Origin of the sequence: Pseudomonas putida, assembly GCF_028682635.1 — a bacterium.
Taxonomy (GTDB): Bacteria; Pseudomonadota; Gammaproteobacteria; order Pseudomonadales; family Pseudomonadaceae; genus Aquipseudomonas; species Aquipseudomonas putida_AE.
Map to the genome: position 1 here is coordinate 13,615 of NZ_JANHLK010000004.1, position 15,593 is coordinate 29,207.

The 15,593-nt window shown below is 60.8% G+C and carries 15 protein-coding genes and 1 pseudogene; 9 read left to right on the forward strand and 7 right to left on the reverse strand.

The genetic code is table 11. The features are described from left to right. Positions 1 to 105: 105 nt before the first annotated feature. From NPS56_RS06090 to NPS56_RS06105, 4 genes and pseudogenes are all read right to left on the reverse strand, one after another. Positions 106 to 1,113 (reverse strand): annotated as a pseudogene (locus tag NPS56_RS06090) (asparaginase). A gap of 64 nt (positions 1,114 to 1,177) precedes the next feature. Beyond that, on the reverse strand, positions 1,178 to 2,377 hold the full coding sequence (locus NPS56_RS06095) for a hypothetical protein (RefSeq protein ID WP_274073885.1): 1,200 nt from the start codon (positions 2,375 to 2,377) through the stop codon (positions 1,178 to 1,180). A 17-nt stretch (positions 2,378 to 2,394) separates the two neighbouring features. Next, positions 2,395 to 3,282, reverse strand: coding sequence for a nitrilase family protein (locus NPS56_RS06100; protein WP_274073886.1), 888 nt, complete (start codon positions 3,280 to 3,282; stop codon positions 2,395 to 2,397). Between the two features lie 347 nt (positions 3,283 to 3,629). Further along, positions 3,630 to 3,998, reverse strand: coding sequence for a PH domain-containing protein (locus tag NPS56_RS06105; RefSeq protein WP_274073887.1), 369 nt, complete (start codon positions 3,996 to 3,998; stop codon positions 3,630 to 3,632). Between the two features lie 260 nt (positions 3,999 to 4,258). Here NPS56_RS06105 and NPS56_RS06110 point away from each other — a divergent pair, with 260 nt between their 5' ends. The 4 genes from NPS56_RS06110 to NPS56_RS06125 all read left to right on the forward strand — a co-directional run bounded on the left by NPS56_RS06110 (position 4,259) and on the right by NPS56_RS06125 (position 7,360). After that, positions 4,259 to 6,178, forward strand: a complete 1,920-nt coding sequence (locus NPS56_RS06110; protein WP_274073888.1) for an alkaline phosphatase D family protein — start codon at positions 4,259 to 4,261, stop codon at positions 6,176 to 6,178. 40 nt (positions 6,179 to 6,218) lie between these two features. Further along, positions 6,219 to 6,701, forward strand: a complete 483-nt coding sequence (locus tag NPS56_RS06115; RefSeq protein WP_274073889.1) for an AAA family ATPase — start codon at positions 6,219 to 6,221, stop codon at positions 6,699 to 6,701. A 153-nt stretch (positions 6,702 to 6,854) separates the two neighbouring features. Next, a complete protein-coding gene (locus NPS56_RS06120; protein ID WP_020795569.1) occupies positions 6,855 to 7,109 on the forward strand; it encodes a type II toxin-antitoxin system Phd/YefM family antitoxin in 255 nt (84 codons plus the stop codon). Further along, positions 7,106 to 7,360, forward strand: coding sequence for a Txe/YoeB family addiction module toxin (locus NPS56_RS06125; RefSeq protein WP_274073890.1), 255 nt, complete (start codon positions 7,106 to 7,108; stop codon positions 7,358 to 7,360). The genes NPS56_RS06120 and NPS56_RS06125 overlap by 4 nt, the downstream gene beginning before the upstream one ends. Here the strand turns inward: NPS56_RS06125 and NPS56_RS06130 are convergent. Beyond that, a complete protein-coding gene (locus NPS56_RS06130; RefSeq protein WP_274073891.1) occupies positions 7,328 to 8,515 on the reverse strand; it encodes an aspartate aminotransferase family protein in 1,188 nt (395 codons plus the stop codon). The two genes, NPS56_RS06125 and NPS56_RS06130, sit on opposite strands and share 33 nt — an antisense overlap. 102 nt (positions 8,516 to 8,617) lie before the next feature. Between NPS56_RS06130 and NPS56_RS06135 the strand changes: the two genes are divergently transcribed. After that, the gene (locus NPS56_RS06135; RefSeq protein WP_274073892.1) at positions 8,618 to 9,523 is read left to right on the forward strand and encodes a LysR family transcriptional regulator; all 906 of its coding nucleotides are present in this window, start codon (positions 8,618 to 8,620) and stop codon (positions 9,521 to 9,523) included. Positions 9,524 to 9,601: 78 nt separating this feature from the next. Next, the gene (locus tag NPS56_RS06140) at positions 9,602 to 10,615 is read left to right on the forward strand and encodes a sensor domain-containing diguanylate cyclase (protein WP_274073893.1); all 1,014 of its coding nucleotides are present in this window, start codon (positions 9,602 to 9,604) and stop codon (positions 10,613 to 10,615) included. 6 nt (positions 10,616 to 10,621) lie between these two features. Here NPS56_RS06140 and msrA read toward each other — a convergent pair whose 3' ends face one another. Both msrA and msrB read right to left on the reverse strand, forming a co-directional pair. Continuing rightward, entirely contained in the window at positions 10,622 to 11,329 is a 708-nt protein-coding gene (msrA, locus tag NPS56_RS06145; RefSeq protein WP_274073894.1) for a peptide-methionine (S)-S-oxide reductase MsrA, read from the reverse strand. A 30-nt stretch (positions 11,330 to 11,359) separates the two neighbouring features. Next, positions 11,360 to 11,878: a peptide-methionine (R)-S-oxide reductase MsrB gene (gene msrB, locus NPS56_RS06150; RefSeq protein ID WP_274073895.1), complete on the reverse strand. Its 519-nt coding sequence runs from the start codon at positions 11,876 to 11,878 to the stop codon at positions 11,360 to 11,362. Between the two features lie 285 nt (positions 11,879 to 12,163). Here msrB and NPS56_RS06155 point away from each other — a divergent pair, with 285 nt between their 5' ends. From NPS56_RS06155 to NPS56_RS06165, 3 genes are all read left to right on the forward strand, one after another. Beyond that, the gene (locus NPS56_RS06155; protein WP_274073896.1) at positions 12,164 to 12,883 is read left to right on the forward strand and encodes a response regulator transcription factor; all 720 of its coding nucleotides are present in this window, start codon (positions 12,164 to 12,166) and stop codon (positions 12,881 to 12,883) included. Beyond that, positions 12,880 to 14,400: a sensor histidine kinase gene (locus NPS56_RS06160; RefSeq protein ID WP_274073897.1), complete on the forward strand. Its 1,521-nt coding sequence runs from the start codon at positions 12,880 to 12,882 to the stop codon at positions 14,398 to 14,400. The genes NPS56_RS06155 and NPS56_RS06160 overlap by 4 nt, the downstream gene beginning before the upstream one ends. 308 nt (positions 14,401 to 14,708) lie before the next feature. Continuing rightward, the gene (locus NPS56_RS06165) at positions 14,709 to 15,413 is read left to right on the forward strand and encodes a hypothetical protein (RefSeq protein WP_274073898.1); all 705 of its coding nucleotides are present in this window, start codon (positions 14,709 to 14,711) and stop codon (positions 15,411 to 15,413) included. The last annotated feature ends 180 nt before the right edge of the window (positions 15,414 to 15,593 follow it).

Here is a 15,593-nt window from a genome sequence, read left to right on the forward strand (position 1 = left end):
ATCCCTGTAGGAGCCGGCTTGCTGGCGATCGCGGTTCGTCAGGCGACATGTGTGTCGTCTGGATGTCCGCCATCGCCAGCAAGCCGGCTCCTACAGGGTTATGTATCAATTTTGAATGCGGCTTTCACTTTTCAGGTAGAGCGACAACTCATGTTGCCGCTGACAGCCAAGCAACAGCCAAAGCAGAACCCTGGCTTTACGCGGACATAGAAATCCCGCCATCGATGCACCCTTGCGCATCAGATCCATCTCTCCGCCGTGAAAACCATAGCTGGCTTGTGCGGTAGAGCCGGAACCGGTGCGGGTCGCGACGATGACCGGGATTCTTTCGGCGATGTGCTCAATCACCGTCGCCCAGCTCTGCGAGACATGTCCGGCGCCGAAACCGGCGATCACCAGCCCGTCATAACCGAGCGCAAGGATGTTTTCCAGAATCAGCGTGTCAGCCGAGAGGGATGCCTCCAACATCGCAACCTTCTGCGTTGTCTGTTGCGGCAGGGGCAAAACCCTACGCTGAACCGGCGCGCGCAGGTAGTGAACGCGGTCTTCCATTATCAGGCCTGCAGGCCCCACGACCGGAGAGGTAAACGCCTGCAACGCCATCGAATCAGTTTTACGCACGCTGCTCGCTTGATGAATCTCCCCGTTCATCACCACCTGAACACCACGCTTTCGGCTGTTCCTGGCCAGGGCGACGTGGCATGCATCCAGCAGATTCGCCGGTCCCTCGGCCCCTGGCTGTGCTGCCGAGCGCATCGCACCGGTCAGCACCAGTGGTGCGTCGTGGGGCTAAAGGTAATCGAAAAACGTTGCCGTTTCTTCGAGTGTGTCGGTGCCTTGGGTCAACACGACACCCACGGCGCCTTGCTTGATTTGGAGTTGCGCCCACGACAATACAGTCAGTAAAAATCCGAAATCCAATGAAGCGCTGGGCAGCAGTCCAAGGGTTTCAACGGTCACCCGGGCAAACGTCGCCAAATGCGGTACGGACGCCAGTTGAGTCTCGCCGCTGACGGTCGGGATAACGCCTTCGCCGGCATTCCTGGCTTGCATGCTCACCGTGCCGCCGAGTGCCGCGATGGCGAGTTTGGGCAGTTCCATGTGATACCTCATGTGTTCGGAAGAGAGGTGGCTGTACCCGGTTCAGGATGGGGTACAGCCCAAAGGTCGGTGGCATTTACCCCGCGATAAGGACGCCGATCAGCGGCACGATCAGCAACGTGCTGATGGCCATGGACAGGACATTGCCGATGTAGGCATGCATGTCGGCCGGCAAACGCTTGGCAATCGCACAGGCCAGGGGCGGTGCGATCAATGCCCCCAGCAATGCACTCGAAACGATCACCAGCCAACTGCCGCCATGGGTCAGAATCGCCGCGGGCACCACCGACACCAGAGGCACGTAAGTGGGGTACCAGCCGCGCAACATCCATTGCCGACGCCAGATCACCACCCCGATGGCCGAGGTCAGCGCCTGTGCAGCGATGATGTGCAGCAGCAGACCTGAACCGTACGCCGGGCTCATCGGGTTCATGCTGTAGGCGAGCAATACCCCGAGTAACAAGCCGAGGCTGGCCAGTTCATTGCCGAAGAATGGCGCTTCGGAAAAGTCTGCCAAGACCCGGCGCATGCTCCAGATCACCCCGTAGTCGGGCGCCTTGGTGACGGGCGCGGGAGGCTTGGAGGATCGTGTCGCGGATTGTTCGGACTTCATCAGGCTGGGCCGGTAGCGGCACAGCAGAAAGGCCACGACACTGGCGACCGCCATGCCCAGGACATTGCCGATCACCGCCGGCAATCCCAACGGGTTACACAGGTAATTGACGATCAGCAGGCACAGGGGCGTGACGAGTAAGGCGCCCATGATCGCGCCGTTGATGGTGACCTTCCAGCCACCGCCAAACATCAGCACCATCGCCGCTGGCAGCGAAACGAACGCGGCAAATGTCGGTTGCCAGCTGGTGGCGGTCACCGTCCAACCCCACAGCACGTTACTCAGCAGCAGCCCGAGCAGCGAACTGGTGATCAGCCACGGCCATAGCCCGGTGCCATAGGAAATGCTGAAGCCTTGCCAGGTTCTCCCCGTTCGATTCGCCCAGTAAGCGAGATAGGCGCCCGCCAACAGTCCGATCGATGCGAACTCGTGTTTGTAGAACGCCACCTCGCTGATGTCGCCGAGCAGCCAACGTAACCAGGCACTCGGCTGGGGAAGACTCGACACCATGTCGCTGTAACTCGGCCAATGGGCAGACCAGAACGAACGATTGGTGAGTGAAAGCCAGATAATCAGCAGTGTCGCGCCGATCATCAGCAGGATAACCGCCACATCGAATGGCGATCTGTGGGCAAACCGGTTTTTATCGGTTGTGGTTTCCATAAGTCAGGTCCCCCTTATCAACGTGGGAGACATGGGTGCTGGGTGTAGCCGAGCATTTGATCGTAGAGATCGGCTCGACGATCACGATGCAGATCGTTCAGGTTGTTCCAGATGAGGGCGCTGCGGGAGCTGGTCAGGTCGATATCGGCAAACAGGATTTCCTGCTGGTCTGCCGATGCTACGGCGCCAATCGGCCAGCCATTGGTCCCAGCAATCAGCGAGCATCCGAGGTAGCGGGCACCTCGCTCCTCACCAATCCGGCTGGCAGCGGCGATAAACACATTGTTGACGTGTGCCGCCGTCATCGTCAGGTACGACGCCATGCACTTGCCGGCTTCATCGAACAGCGGCGGAGGCGTCCAGACCCAGTTATTGACGCTGCAAATGATGTCGGCGCCTTGCTGACTCAGGATGCGCGGTACCTCCGGGAACCAGATGTCCCAACAAATCAACATCCCGATGCGGCCAATGGGCGTATCAAAAACCGGAAAACCAAGATCGCCCGGTGTGAACCAGAGTTTCTCCAGATTCCACAAATGGGCTTTTCGATACTTGCCGATGAAACCGTCAGGGCCAACGAGTATTGAGGTGTTGAAGAGCCGCATGCCGTCGCGCTCGGCCAGGCCGGCCACGATGTGGACGCTGTGTTTGGAGGCAAAGTCGATCCAGAGTTGCGCGCTTGGCCCGCCGGGTATCAACTGCGCATGTTCAAAAGCATCCTGCCGATTGCTGAAGAAATAACCGGTGCTGCATAGCTCAGGCAGCACAATAAGGTTCGCACCGCCGGTGACCGCCTCCAGCGCCAGTTCCAGGCTACGACACAGGTTTGCATCGCAATTTTCGATGCCGACTTGTGGATCGAATTGCACGACTGCTACACGCACAGGGCTTGTTGGCTCGCTCATTTCGGGTGACCTCTTTTTATTGTTTTTCACGCTGTTTCAGTGCGTGTTTATGAGAGTCGAAATGCCAGTGGGTGTAAGTCAGATGCTTCCTTGAGTGCTGTAGTCTTTGTCCGAAGATGTATGTTCGAAAAAGTAAAAAGGGCCTGCATTTGCAGACCCTTTTTGTGGGACGTAATGGTAGCGACTGGAGAAACGCAATTCCTGTAGGAGCCGGCTTGCTGGCGATCGCGGTTCGTCAGGCGACATCTGTGTCGACTGTACGTCCGCGATCGTCGGAACTCCGCCCGCAGCAAGCCGGCTCCTACAGGGTGCGCACCTCGTTATTTTTGGTGCGTGCCCTGTTCAGCTCAAAGCAGATGCTGAGAAATCAGTTTGGAAATTGCCACCATCGACGTCCTGCCGGTGAATTCGAATTTCACCCTTCCCAACGACGAAAAATAAATCTCCAGCTCCGAATCCAGATCAAACGTCCCCGACGTTTCCACCGAATACGCCACGATGTTTTTATACGGCAACGAGGTGAAGTCTTTTTTGCTGCCGGTGATGCCCTGCACGTTCACCGCGATGATGCGTTTGTTGGTGAAGACCACGCCGTCGCGCATGGATTTGTACGAGTCGATGACCTGTTCCCCGTCGAGCAAAAGGTCGGCTACACGCTCGGCGTATTCGTCGTTCTGCTTGAGCTTGAAGAATCCCTTGTTGTTGAAATCAATCATTTCCCGCTCCTGTCTGGGGCTCGAGTTGCTTGCGGTATTTGTCGTTGATGGCGTAGGCCGGGGATTGCGCGGTCAGCAGGATAACCAGCGCTGGCAGGATGATTCTGTTCATGTTTACCCTCTTCTTCGCGAATGCCTGCATATAGCATGAATGACTCACTTTAGCCTGCGCACGCATTTGAGTCTGTCAGTACACAAGGGCAGCAGCGCCCACCTGCGTTATCATCGCTGCCCTGTTTCCCCAAGAGCCCTGCCCCCGGATGTCCGATACTCTGCCATTGCCTGAAGACCCTCAATCGCTGCCACCGGTGCTGGCGGGCCCGCTGTTGCGGCGCCTGGAACCGACGCGGCTGGTGCTGTGGCTGGTGGGTTCGCGGGCGCTGGAGTTGACGCTGCGCTTGCAGGGCGTGGGCGATATTCGCCTCGATGCCGGGCAATGCACGGTCGTTGCGGTGGGTACCCATGCGTTTGTGCACCTGATCGATGTGGCGCTGGACGCCGCCCTGCCCTGCGATGAGGTGATCGAGTACGACCTGTTGATCGATGACGGCACGGGCATCGCCACCTGGGCGCCGCATTTGTTGTATGGCGATGCGGCTGCGCCGAACTTCGTCCTGCATGCGCGCATCGAGCAGTTGCTGCACGGTTCCTGCCGCAAACCCCATCACCCGGCGCCCGACGGCCTGCTGTGCGTCGATCAGCTGTTGGCGCAAGTGCACCTGGCCAGCGAGCGTCCGGCGCTGCTGATGATGAGCGGCGATCAGGTCTATGCCGACGATGTCGCCGGGCCGACCCTGCGGGCGATCCATGCCTTGATCGAACGGCTGGGGCTTTTCGGTGAGCATCTGGCTGGCGCCATCGTCAGCGACAGCGCCGAGCTGTACGGGCACGCCGCCTGTTATTACCACCGGGCGGATCTGCTGCCGGCGCTGCAAAGCAACGAAACCCTGCGCGAGCGCTTTTTCGGGGGTGCGCGCAAGCCGATTTTCACCAGCAGCAGTGCCGACAATCACCTGGTGACCTTCGCCGAAGTCATGGCCATGTACCTGCTGGTCTGGTCGCCGACGCCCTGGACCCTGATCGCGCCAAAACCGCCGAAACTGATCAAGGAACGCCGCGAGCGTTATGCCCTGGAACAGACGCGCATCGACGCGTTCAAGGCTGGCCTGGACAAGGTCGCGCGAGCGCTGGCACACGTGCCGACGCTGATGATCTTCGATGACCACGACATCACCGACGACTGGAATCTTTCCGCGCAATGGGAGGAAACGGCCTACGGCCATCCGTTTTCCCGGCGCATCATCGGCAATGCGCTGCTGGCCTACATGCTGTGCCAGGGCTGGGGCAACAATCCGGATGCGTTCGTCGATGTGCTGGAAAAAACCCGTTCGCTCAGCGCCACCGGCGATGACCATTACCTGGACAGCGATGTCCAGGACGCGCTGATCGATGAGCTGCTGCGCTTCCAGCACTGGCACTACGTGCTGCCCACCACGCCGGCCATGGTGGTGCTCGATACCCGCACGCGGCGCTGGCGCAGCGAGATGAACCTCAAGCAACCGTCGGGCCTGCTGGACTGGGAAGCCCTCAGCGAACTGCAGCAGGAACTGCTCGATCACCCTTCGGCGATCATCGTTTCGCCGGCGCCGATCTTCGGCGTCAAGCTGATCGAAACCGTGCAACGGGTGTTCAGCTGGCTGGGTTATCCACTGCTGGTGGACGCCGAGAACTGGATGGCCCATCGCGGCGCGGCCCAGGTGATCCTGAACATTTTCCGCCACTCGCGCACGCCGGGTAACTACGTGGTGCTGTCCGGCGATGTGCATTATTCCTTCGTCTACGAAGTGCTGATCCGCCACCGCAAGGCCGGCCCGCGCATCTGGCAGATCACCAGCAGCGGCATCAAGAACGAGTTCCCGCCGGCCCTGCTGGAGTGGTTCGACCGCCTCAATCGCTGGCTGTATTCCCCGCGCTCGCCGCTGAACTGGCTGACCAAGCGTCGGCGCATGCGCATCGTGCCTCACGTTCCGGAGCATGCTGAAGCAGGTGAGCGCCTGTGGAATTCGGCGGGGATCGGCCAGGTGTACTTCAATGAACAAGGGCAACCACGGGATATTTTCCAGCATAACGCCAATGGCTCGCCGAAGACGCGGATGGTGGCGCCCGAGGGTGATATCTGAGGGACTGGAACAAAAACCCACAGTTTGATCGGTGTCACTCATGGATTTAACCCGAACCCTGATCATCGGCAACTCCGGCTCCGGCAAGAGCTGGCTGGCGCAGCGGCTGGCTGAGCGATTGCAAGTGCCCTGGACCGATCTCGACCGCGTTCACTGGCTGTCCGACGAACACAGCATCGCCCGTCCCCGCGCCGAAGCGTTAGCCATGGCGCGAATCGCGGCCGAGCAGGAGCGCTGGGTGATCGAAGGTGTGTATGGCTGGATCGCCAGCGAACTCCTGCCCCGCACGACTGCGCTGATCTGGTTGAGCATTGCCGACGAGGTATGCGTCGCCAATATTCGTCAGCGTGAAGTCAATGACGATGAACGTCTGATCGCGTTGCTGGAGTGGGCGGGCAGTTATCGTCAGCGTGACGGTTCCAGCGGATACACGGCCCATCAGCGGCTATTCGACGGGTTTACCGGTTGCAGAATTCAATTGATGGACCGGACTGAAATCGCAGATTTCGCCTTTATCAGATAAGGACTACAGCGTTCTCGGAAACGTCCCGAGGAGCTTTCCGCGATACTCGGAAGACACGTTGATGCGCTCATTGCGCAATGACCATTCGGAGATATCGCCTTGTCGACCTGTACTCATTTCTGTACAGTCCTTGCATCGAGCGAGGATTTCACCATGCACACCATCAATTACACCACCGCACGCGCGCACTTGGCCGAGACCATGGATCGCGTCAATGAAGACCGCACCCCGCTGCTGGTCACGCGCCAGAAAGGCGAGCCGGTGGTGATGATGTCGCTAGCCGAATACAACGCCCTCGAAGAGACCGCCTACCTGCTCCGCTCCCCCGCCAATGCCGAACGCTTGATCAAATCGATCGGCAACCTGCGCGCCGGGAAAACCAAGTCACGGCAACTCATTGAAGAATGAACATCGAGTTCACTCCTGAAGCTTGGGATGACTACCTGTGGTTTCAGCAAAACGACAAGGCGGGACTCAAGCGCATCAACCTGCTGATCAAAGCCATCCAGCGTGAACCTTTCGAGGGCCTCGGAAAACCGGAACCGCTCAAACACAATTTAAGCGGCTTCTGGTCGCGCCGGATCACGGCTGAACATCGCTTGGTCTACACCATCGAAGACGGTGAGTTACGCGTTGTGATGTGCAGATACCACTACTGAACTCACCCCCCTGACAATCATCTCCACCTCCCGCTCATCAATCGTCAAAGGCGGCAACAAGCGAATGGTCTGCCCCCGCGTCACGTTGATCAGCAACGCATGATCCCGCGCGGCGATCAGGCTCAGGTCGCGGATCGGTTGCTTGAGTTCGATGCCGATCATCAGGCCCTGGCCGCGGATCGCCAGGACGTTTGGATTGTCGGCCAACTCCATGCGCAACCTGGCCAACAGACGTTCGCCCTGGCGCCGGGCGTTTTCCAGCAGGCCTTGTTCTTCGATGATATCCAGCACCGTGCAACCGACCCGACAGGCCAGCGGGTTGCCGCCGAACGTGCTGCCGTGGCTGCCGGGGGTGAAGAGTTCGGCGGCTTTGCCACGGGCCAGGCAGGCGCCGATGGGCACGCCGTTGCCCAGGCCTTTGGCCAGGGTCATGACGTCCGGGACGATGCCTTCGTGCTGAGACGCGAACCACTGCCCGGTACGGCCGATGCCGGTCTGGATTTCGTCGAGCATCAATAACCAGGCGCGCTGGTTGCACAGTTCGCGCACGGCTTTCAGGTAACCCGGTGGCGCCAGTTGCACGCCGCCTTCGCCCTGGATCGGCTCCATCAGGATCGCCACGATGCGCGAGCCGTGTTCCTGCTGCACCTTGTCCAGCGCGTTGAGGTCGCCGAAGGGCACTTTGATGAAATCCCCCGGCAATTTGTTGAAGCCCAGGCGCACCGCCGGGCCGTCGCTGGCGGACAGGGTGCCGAGGGTGCGGCCATGGAAAGCGTTGTGCATGACCACCACCAAGGGTTGCTCGATGCCTTTGCTCCAGCCATGCAGCCGAGCGATTTTCAGCGCCGTTTCGTTGGCCTCGGCACCGGAGTTGTTGAAGAACGCCCGGTCCATGCCGGCCAGCCCGGTCAGCTTGCGCGCCAGTTGTTGTTGCCAGTCGATGCTGTAGAGGTTGGAGGTGTGCAGCAACAGGCCGGCCTGCTCGCTGATGGCCGCGACGATTTTCGGGTGCGAGTGGCCGACGTTGGTCACCGCCACCCCGGCCACCGCGTCCAGGTACTCACGACCGGCCTGGTCCCACAGGCGCGTGCCCAGGCCCTTGTTGAAACTCAGGGCCAAGGGTTGGTAAGTGCTCATCAGGCAGGCGGCGGTCATGGCATCAGGCTCCATCAAGGGTCGGTGTTTTTGCAGTATGGTTAGCCACCTGAGCTGGATAAATACTGCAATACTTCAATCATTTTAAAGTCGAGCTTGATAATGGATTTGTTCCAGGCAATGACCGTGTACGTCAAAGTGGTGGAATCCGGCAGCATGACCGGCGCCGCTGCGCAGTGCAAAATGTCCACGACCATGGTCGGCAATCACCTCAAGGCGCTCGAGCAGCGCCTGGGTGTGCGCCTGCTCAACCGCACGACCCGGCGCCAGCGGCTGACCGAATTCGGCACCGCGTATTACCAGCGCTGCCTCGAAGTGTTGGGGCTGGTGGCAGACTCTGAACGCCTGGCCGAGCAAGCGGTCGATGAGCCCAGTGGCACCCTGCGCATCTCGGCGCCCCTGACCTTCGGCACGGAAAAACTGGCGCCGGCCCTGAGCGAATTTGCCCTGCTCTACCCGCGGGTAAAACTCGACGTGATGCTCACCAACCGTCGCCCGGACATGCTCGAACACGGTCTGGACGTGGCCTTTCGCCTGGGTGCCCTGGAGTCGACCACCCTGATTGCCCGCCCGCTCATCAACTACACCCTGACCATGTGCGCATCCCCGGCCTACGTGGCCCGGCGCGGCGCGCCGCAGAAACCGGAAGACCTGCGCCACCACGACTGCCTGTCGTTCGCTTATCCGGCCGGGGATGACTGGCACTCGGTGGAAAAGGAATGGCGCCTGGCCGGCCCCGAAGGTGAAGTCTCGGTGGCGGTCAGCGGCCCGATGCTGATCAACAGCTCGGCCGGGCTGCATCAGGCCGCGCGCACCGGCATGGGCATCGTGATGTTGCCCGATGTCCTGGTCGAGCAGGACATCCAGGACGGCAAGCTGCTGGGCTTGATGCCCGGCTTCACCCCGCCGAGCCGGCCGATGAACCTGATGTATGCCCAGGACCGCTACCGCCTGCCGAAATTGCGACGTTTCGTCGACTTCGCCCTGCAGATGTGGGGCAAGCACTAGCAGGTCCACCGGGCCTTGAACTACTCTCCCTGACTAGGCAGGACATTTGCTATCAGGCAGGCGTCAGGGGGAGCAGCGATGGGAGAGGCATCGAGTATCGAGCCCTTGAAGTTCAATGTCTCTGACATGAACGAAGGCATGCTGCACACCATCATGGAGTTGGTCAGCGACGGCATCTGGGACTGGAATGCCAACACCGGCTTCGTCTACCGCAACAGCCGCTGGTACGAAATGCTCGGCTACACGCCACACTCCCTGGACAACAACGCATTGACCTGGGAAAACATCATCCACCCCGATGATTTCCCGCAGGTCATGGCCCTGTTCGATGACTACCTGAAACAGCACACGCCGGTGTATCAGGCCGAGTACCGCTGCCGCGCCCACGACGGCAGTTATATCTGGATCGAAGACCGCGGCCACGTCCTGGCCCGCAATGCCGACGGTTCGGTGGCGCGGATGGTCGGCGCCCACCGCAGCATCGAAGACAGGAAACGCCTGCTCGAAGCGCTCGAACGGCGCAATCAGTCCCTTGAAGCCATCGTCGAAGAACGCACCCGTGAGCTGTCCAGGGTCAATCAGCAACTGCAGGTACAACTCGAAGAAAACCGCAAGCTGGCGCAAACCGATGCCCTGACGTCGATCGCCAATCGCTATCGCCTGGAACAGACCCTGCCCCAGGAATGTGAGCGGGCCCAGCGCTTTCGACAGCCGCTGTCGCTGATCGCCATGGACATCGACGACTTCAAGACCATCAACGATCACTACGGCCATGCCTTGGGCGATGCCACCTTGGTGCAGGTGGTCGAACGTGTGCTGCGCTTTGTGCGTGACGGTGACCTGCTGGCCCGTTGGGGCGGCGACGAATTCATCGTGATCCTGCCCGACACCCCGCTGGCCGAGGCCATAACCCTGGCCGAAAAAATCCGCGAGGGCCTGGCGGACTTGCCCGCCGTAGGCGACTTTCGGGTGACCATGAGTTTCGGCGTGGTCCAGCGCTTTGAGGAAGAGCAAAAGACCGGCCTGATGGCCAGGGCCGATCAGGCACTGTATCGGTCGAAAATCGCCGGCAAGAATGTGATCAGCGGATAACCGCCGTCACATCCCCGCCTTCACCAGCACCGGTTTGTCCTGGTAACGATCCGGGTACAGCTGCTTGAGCTGCGCCACCTTCGGCAAGTCGTTGATCACGATGTAGGGATAGGTCGGGTGCTCGGTCAAAAAATCCTGGTGTTCCTCTTCCGCCGGGTAAAAACCGTTGAAGCTTTCCAGCTTGGTCACGATCGGCTTGTCGAACGCACGCGCGGCGTCGAGCTGGGCGATGTAGGCCTGGGCGACCCGTTGCTGTTCGCCGCTCTTGGTAAAAATCGCCGAACGATACTGGGTGCCGGTGTCCGGACCCTGGCGGTTGAGTTCGGTGGGGTTGTGCGCCACGGAAAAGTAGATCTGCAGCAAAGTGCCGTAGCTGACCTGGCTCGGGTCGAAGGTCACTTCCACCGATTCCGCATGCCCGGTATCGCCACCGCTGACGCGGTCGTACTGGGCGGTATTGGCTGCACCACCGGCGTAACCGGACACGGCATTTTTTACGCCTTTGACATGCTGGAACACCCCTTGGACGCCCCAGAAGCAGCCCCCGGCGAATACCGCGGTTTCGCTGCGGGCCTGGGTGGTTTCGTCGATGGCCGGTGGCGGCAGCAGCACCCCTTCTTCAGCCCCACCGAGGGAAAACGCCGAGCATTGGCCGATGATGCCGGCAGCGGCCAGCCCCAACAGGGTACGGCGCCAGGTGAACAGGCTTTTCATGTCACAGACTCCAGAAGGATGCAGATAAATTCAGACGGTGCCGGGCTCGAACTTCAGCGCCAGGCCGTTCATGCAGTAGCGCAGGCCGGTGGGTTTCGGCCCGTCGTCGAAGACATGGCCCAGATGCCCGCCGCAACGCCGGCAGTGCACCTCTTCGCGCAGCACCCCGTAGGAACGGTCCTGGCGGGTGGCCACGGCCTTGTCCAGCGGCGCCCAAAAGCTTGGCCAGCCGGTGTGGCTGTCGAACTTGGTCGCCGAGGAGAACAGCGGCAACTGGCAACCGGCACAGGCGAACGTGCCGTCGCGGTGCTCGTTGTTCAGTGGGCTGCTGTAGGCGCGTTCGGTGCCTTCTTCGCGGAGAATTTCATACTGTTCGTCGCTCAATATCGCGTGCCATTCGCTGTCGCTGTGGGTCACTTCGAAGGCCTCGGCGGCGCTGGCATCGCTGATCAAGGCCGTGCCTGTGGAAAACTTCGGCAACAGGCCGATTGCCAGGGCTGCCACCCCCAGCCCGCCGCTCGTTAGCAGAAATTGCCGTCGTGAAAACATGCTCGTCTCCAGAAATCCAGGGGTGTTTCATGGAACACAGCCTAGGCTTTGGGTGATCGCCAAATCCTCACGGGAAGTTAAACAATTCGTGATAACTCGGGCGCCGAAAAAACCGCACAATGGGCCCTTGACGGACTTCACTGACTTGACTGATTTAACTGTAGGAGCTGCCGCAGGCTGCGATCTTTTGATCTTGATCTTTAAAAACAAGATCAAAAGATCGCAGCCTTCGGCAGCTCCTACAGTGAGTGGCATTACGCACCCTGCGCAGAAGGATTGAGCTGGATGGAACAGACCAAACGCATCCTCGTGGTCGAGGATGACCTGCATATCGCCGACCTCATCTGCCTGCACCTGCGGGACGAGCAGTTCGAGGTGGTGCACAGCGCCGATGGCACTGAAGGCATGCGCCTGCTGCAACAGGGCAACTGGGATGCGCTGATCCTCGACCTGATGCTGCCCGGTGTCGACGGCCTGGAAATCTGCCGGCGCGCCCGCGCCATGGCCCGCTATACGCCGATCATCATCACCAGTGCGCGTTCCAGCGAAGTGCACCGGATTCTCGGCCTGGAACTGGGTGCCGACGACTACCTGGCCAAGCCGTTTTCCATGCTCGAACTGGTGGCCCGGGTCAAGGCGTTGCTGCGTCGGGTGGAGGCCATGGCACGCAACCTGAAGATGGACGCCGGCAGCCTGCTCATCGACGGCCTGGCCATCGACCCGATCACCCGCGAAGTGGCCCTCGACGGCCGGCGCCTGGACCTCACGCCCCGGGAGTTCGACCTGCTGTACTTTTTCGCCCGCCAGCCGGGCAAGGTATTTTCGCGCATGGACCTGCTCAATGCCGTGTGGGGCTACAGCCACGAAGGCTATGAGCACACCGTCAACACCCACATCAATCGCCTGCGCGCCAAGATCGAGGCCGACCCGGCGCAACCGGTGCGCATCCTCACGGTCTGGGGCCGCGGCTATAAATTCGCCACCGGGGAGGAGCCGCAGCCATGAGGCTGACCCTGACGCAGCGCCTGTCCCTGGTGTTCGCCGTGCTGCTGCTGGTGTGCTGCGGTACATCGGCGTGGCTGCAGGTGCGTTCCAACCAGATGCATGAACAGGAAGTGGTGCAAGGCTTGTCCCGGGACCTGGCGCAGCACATCGCCAGTGACACGGTGCTGATGGACACCCAGGGCCTGATGCCCAACGCCGTGCGCGATCTGTTCAGCAAGCTGATGCAGGTCAACCCCAGCGTCGAGGTTTACCTGCTGGACACCGAGGGCAAGATCGTCGGCAGCGCCGCGCCCGAAGGCCGGATCCGCCGTGAGCGCGTCGACCTGGCGCCGATCCAGCGCCTGCTGCGGGGCGATGCCTTGCCGATTGCCGGCGATGATCCGCGCAGTGTCGATGGGCGCAAGGTGTTCAGCGCCGCGCCGTTGAAGGTCGACGGCAAGCCGGTCGGTTATCTCTACGTGGTGCTGTTGGGTGAAGACCACGATCGCCTGGCCGAGCGCGGCGCCACCAGCGCGGCACTGAATACTGCCCTGCTGTCCATCGGCCTGGTCGCGCTGCTGTGCCTGATTGCCGGCCTCACTGCGTTTGCGTTGATCACCCGCCCCTTGCGCCGTCTCACCGACACCGTCAGCCAGTTCGACATCGACGGCGTCCCGGTCTCGCCGGCCCTGCCCGTCACTGTGGACAAAACCGCCAGCCATGACGAGATCGCCATACTCGACGCCACATTCCGGCAGATGCAGGCGCGCCTGGGCGAACAATGGCGCTCCCTGACCCGCCAGGACCAGGAGCGCCGCGAACTGGTGGCGAACATCTCCCACGACCTGCGCACGCCGCTGGCGTCGCTGCATGGCTACCTGGAAACCCTGTCGCTCAAGGACGCCACACTGTCACCCGACGACCGTCGTCGCTATCTCGGCATCGCCCTGGATCAAAGTCGCAAGGTTGGCGGTCTGGCGCAGTCGCTGCTTGAGCTGGTGCGGCTGGAGCATGGCTTCGTGCAGCCGGTGCTGGAGCGGTTTTCCCTGACTGACCTGGCCCAGGACATCTTCCAGAAATTCGAATTGACGGCCGAGGCGCGGCAGGTCGAATTGAAGGCCACGTTCGCCCCCAACGTGTCTGCGGCCTGTGCGGACCTGGGATTGATCGAGCGGGTGTTGACCAACCTGTTCGACAACGCCTTGCGCCATACGCCGCCAGGGGGCGAGATTGAACTGGGGTTGCGTCCGCAGGGGTCGTTCATTGAAGTGACGGTCAGCGACACCGGGCCGGGTATTGCTCCGGAGTTGCGCGAAGGGCTGTTTTTGCGGCCGTTCAATATCGGTGGGGCACGGCGTGATGGTGGGTTGGGGTTGCGGATTGTGCATCGCATCCTGCAATTGCATGGGCTTGAGATTCAGTTGATCGACAGGCCGGGGCGTGGGGCGACGTTTCGGTTTTCATTGCCGATGGATGAACAGACCGCGTCGGCACTGGCGGTGCGATCGATGAACCTGAATACACCGGGGCAGGCCTGACAGACCGTGGTGACTGCATCGCCAGCAGGCTGGCTCCCACAGTGTTTTGGGTCGGCCACAGATTTAGCGTACACCCAATTCCCCTGTAGGAGCCGGCTTGCCGGCGAAGGCGCCCGAAAGACAGGGGCAATGTTCAAGGACGCCTCGGCTGGGGCGAGTCCATCCAATTACAGGGTGTGTGTGTCGTGATTTTGTCCGTTGGCCTGTTGGGCCGTGACAACGCCGCCCCGGTCCAATAGATTAGGCGGCCTGAAAAGCCCTCGGGCTTTCTCGCCCCTATTCAAGTTCAAAGAAGTAGTGAAATTTCAATGTCAGATTCCAACACCGCTGAATCCGTAGTCACCCTGTCGTCCAAAGCGGAATACGAAAACTCCATCAATCTTTCACAGCACGTATCCCAGGCCAAGACCATCAGCGAGATGGTCCTGGACGCGTTTCAATCCACCCGCGAAAGCGAGCAGATCCGCGAGCTGCGCGCCGCGATCCGCCAGGCCCACGACAGCTTCGACGACGACAAGGCCTACGAATTGATGGGCCAGCTCAAGCAGCTCAAGGACGCCGAGGCCGCCGACATCGCCGCCCTCGAAGACCTGAGCAGCAAGTTCCCGATCAGCCGCATCCTGTCCAGCTTCAAGGACGATCCGGCGTTCCAGGAAATCGTCTACGGCCTGGCCCTCAAGGTGCTGAACCAGACCCACCAGGCCATCAGCAACCCGAGCGGCGGCAAGAGCAAGGCCGCCAAGGCGAAAAAAGAAGTCGAAGTGTTCACCATCAGCAAGGACGGCATCAGCGTCACCTTGCCGCTGCGCACCCCGCGCTCGCGCCTGAGCGTCGACCGTGAAGCCCTGGAATTCCTCGGTTTCACCTTCGTCGGCGAAGGCGACGAGGCCGAGCTGCAAAGCGAGACGTTCCTGGACAACCAGGGCGCCGAACAAGCGGTCAACCGCAAGAACATCATCACCGCCCTGCAACAGCAGACCGCCTTCGACGGCTACAGCATCGCCGCCCAGTAACACCCGCCAGCGCTTCACCAGAGCCCCGCCACCGTGCGGGGCTTTTTATTGCCCGCGATTCCAGCGAAACCGCGTTTAGTGTTCCAGTATCAAGGCCAGAAAAACACTTCCCTTCACCCATCTGCACCACGGGTCCGCCTGCAGGGAGCGTCAACTCACTTTCCAGCCCAGACCTCAGTG

Bases quoted from the DNA above. Each gene is read 5' to 3' on its own strand.
- NPS56_RS06095 (WP_274073885.1), bottom strand. From the start codon at position 2,377: ATGGAAACCACAACCGATAAAAACCGGTTTGCCCACAGATCGCCATTC.
- NPS56_RS06100 (WP_274073886.1), bottom strand. From the start codon at position 3,282: ATGAGCGAGCCAACAAGCCCTGTGCGTGTAGCAGTCGTGCAATTCGAT.
- NPS56_RS06105 (WP_274073887.1), bottom strand. From the start codon at position 3,998: ATGATTGATTTCAACAACAAGGGATTCTTCAAGCTCAAGCAGAACGAC.
- NPS56_RS06110 (WP_274073888.1), top strand. From the start codon at position 4,259: ATGTCCGATACTCTGCCATTGCCTGAAGACCCTCAATCGCTGCCACCG.
- NPS56_RS06115 (WP_274073889.1), top strand. From the start codon at position 6,219: ATGGATTTAACCCGAACCCTGATCATCGGCAACTCCGGCTCCGGCAAG.
- NPS56_RS06120 (WP_020795569.1), top strand. From the start codon at position 6,855: ATGCACACCATCAATTACACCACCGCACGCGCGCACTTGGCCGAGACC.
- NPS56_RS06125 (WP_274073890.1), top strand. From the start codon at position 7,106: ATGAACATCGAGTTCACTCCTGAAGCTTGGGATGACTACCTGTGGTTT.
- NPS56_RS06130 (WP_274073891.1), bottom strand. From the start codon at position 8,515: ATGACCGCCGCCTGCCTGATGAGCACTTACCAACCCTTGGCCCTGAGT.
- NPS56_RS06135 (WP_274073892.1), top strand. From the start codon at position 8,618: ATGGATTTGTTCCAGGCAATGACCGTGTACGTCAAAGTGGTGGAATCC.
- NPS56_RS06140 (WP_274073893.1), top strand. From the start codon at position 9,602: ATGGGAGAGGCATCGAGTATCGAGCCCTTGAAGTTCAATGTCTCTGAC.
- msrA (WP_274073894.1), bottom strand. From the start codon at position 11,329: ATGAAAAGCCTGTTCACCTGGCGCCGTACCCTGTTGGGGCTGGCCGCT.
- msrB (WP_274073895.1), bottom strand. From the start codon at position 11,878: ATGTTTTCACGACGGCAATTTCTGCTAACGAGCGGCGGGCTGGGGGTG.
- NPS56_RS06155 (WP_274073896.1), top strand. From the start codon at position 12,164: ATGGAACAGACCAAACGCATCCTCGTGGTCGAGGATGACCTGCATATC.
- NPS56_RS06160 (WP_274073897.1), top strand. From the start codon at position 12,880: ATGAGGCTGACCCTGACGCAGCGCCTGTCCCTGGTGTTCGCCGTGCTG.
- NPS56_RS06165 (WP_274073898.1), top strand. From the start codon at position 14,709: ATGTCAGATTCCAACACCGCTGAATCCGTAGTCACCCTGTCGTCCAAA.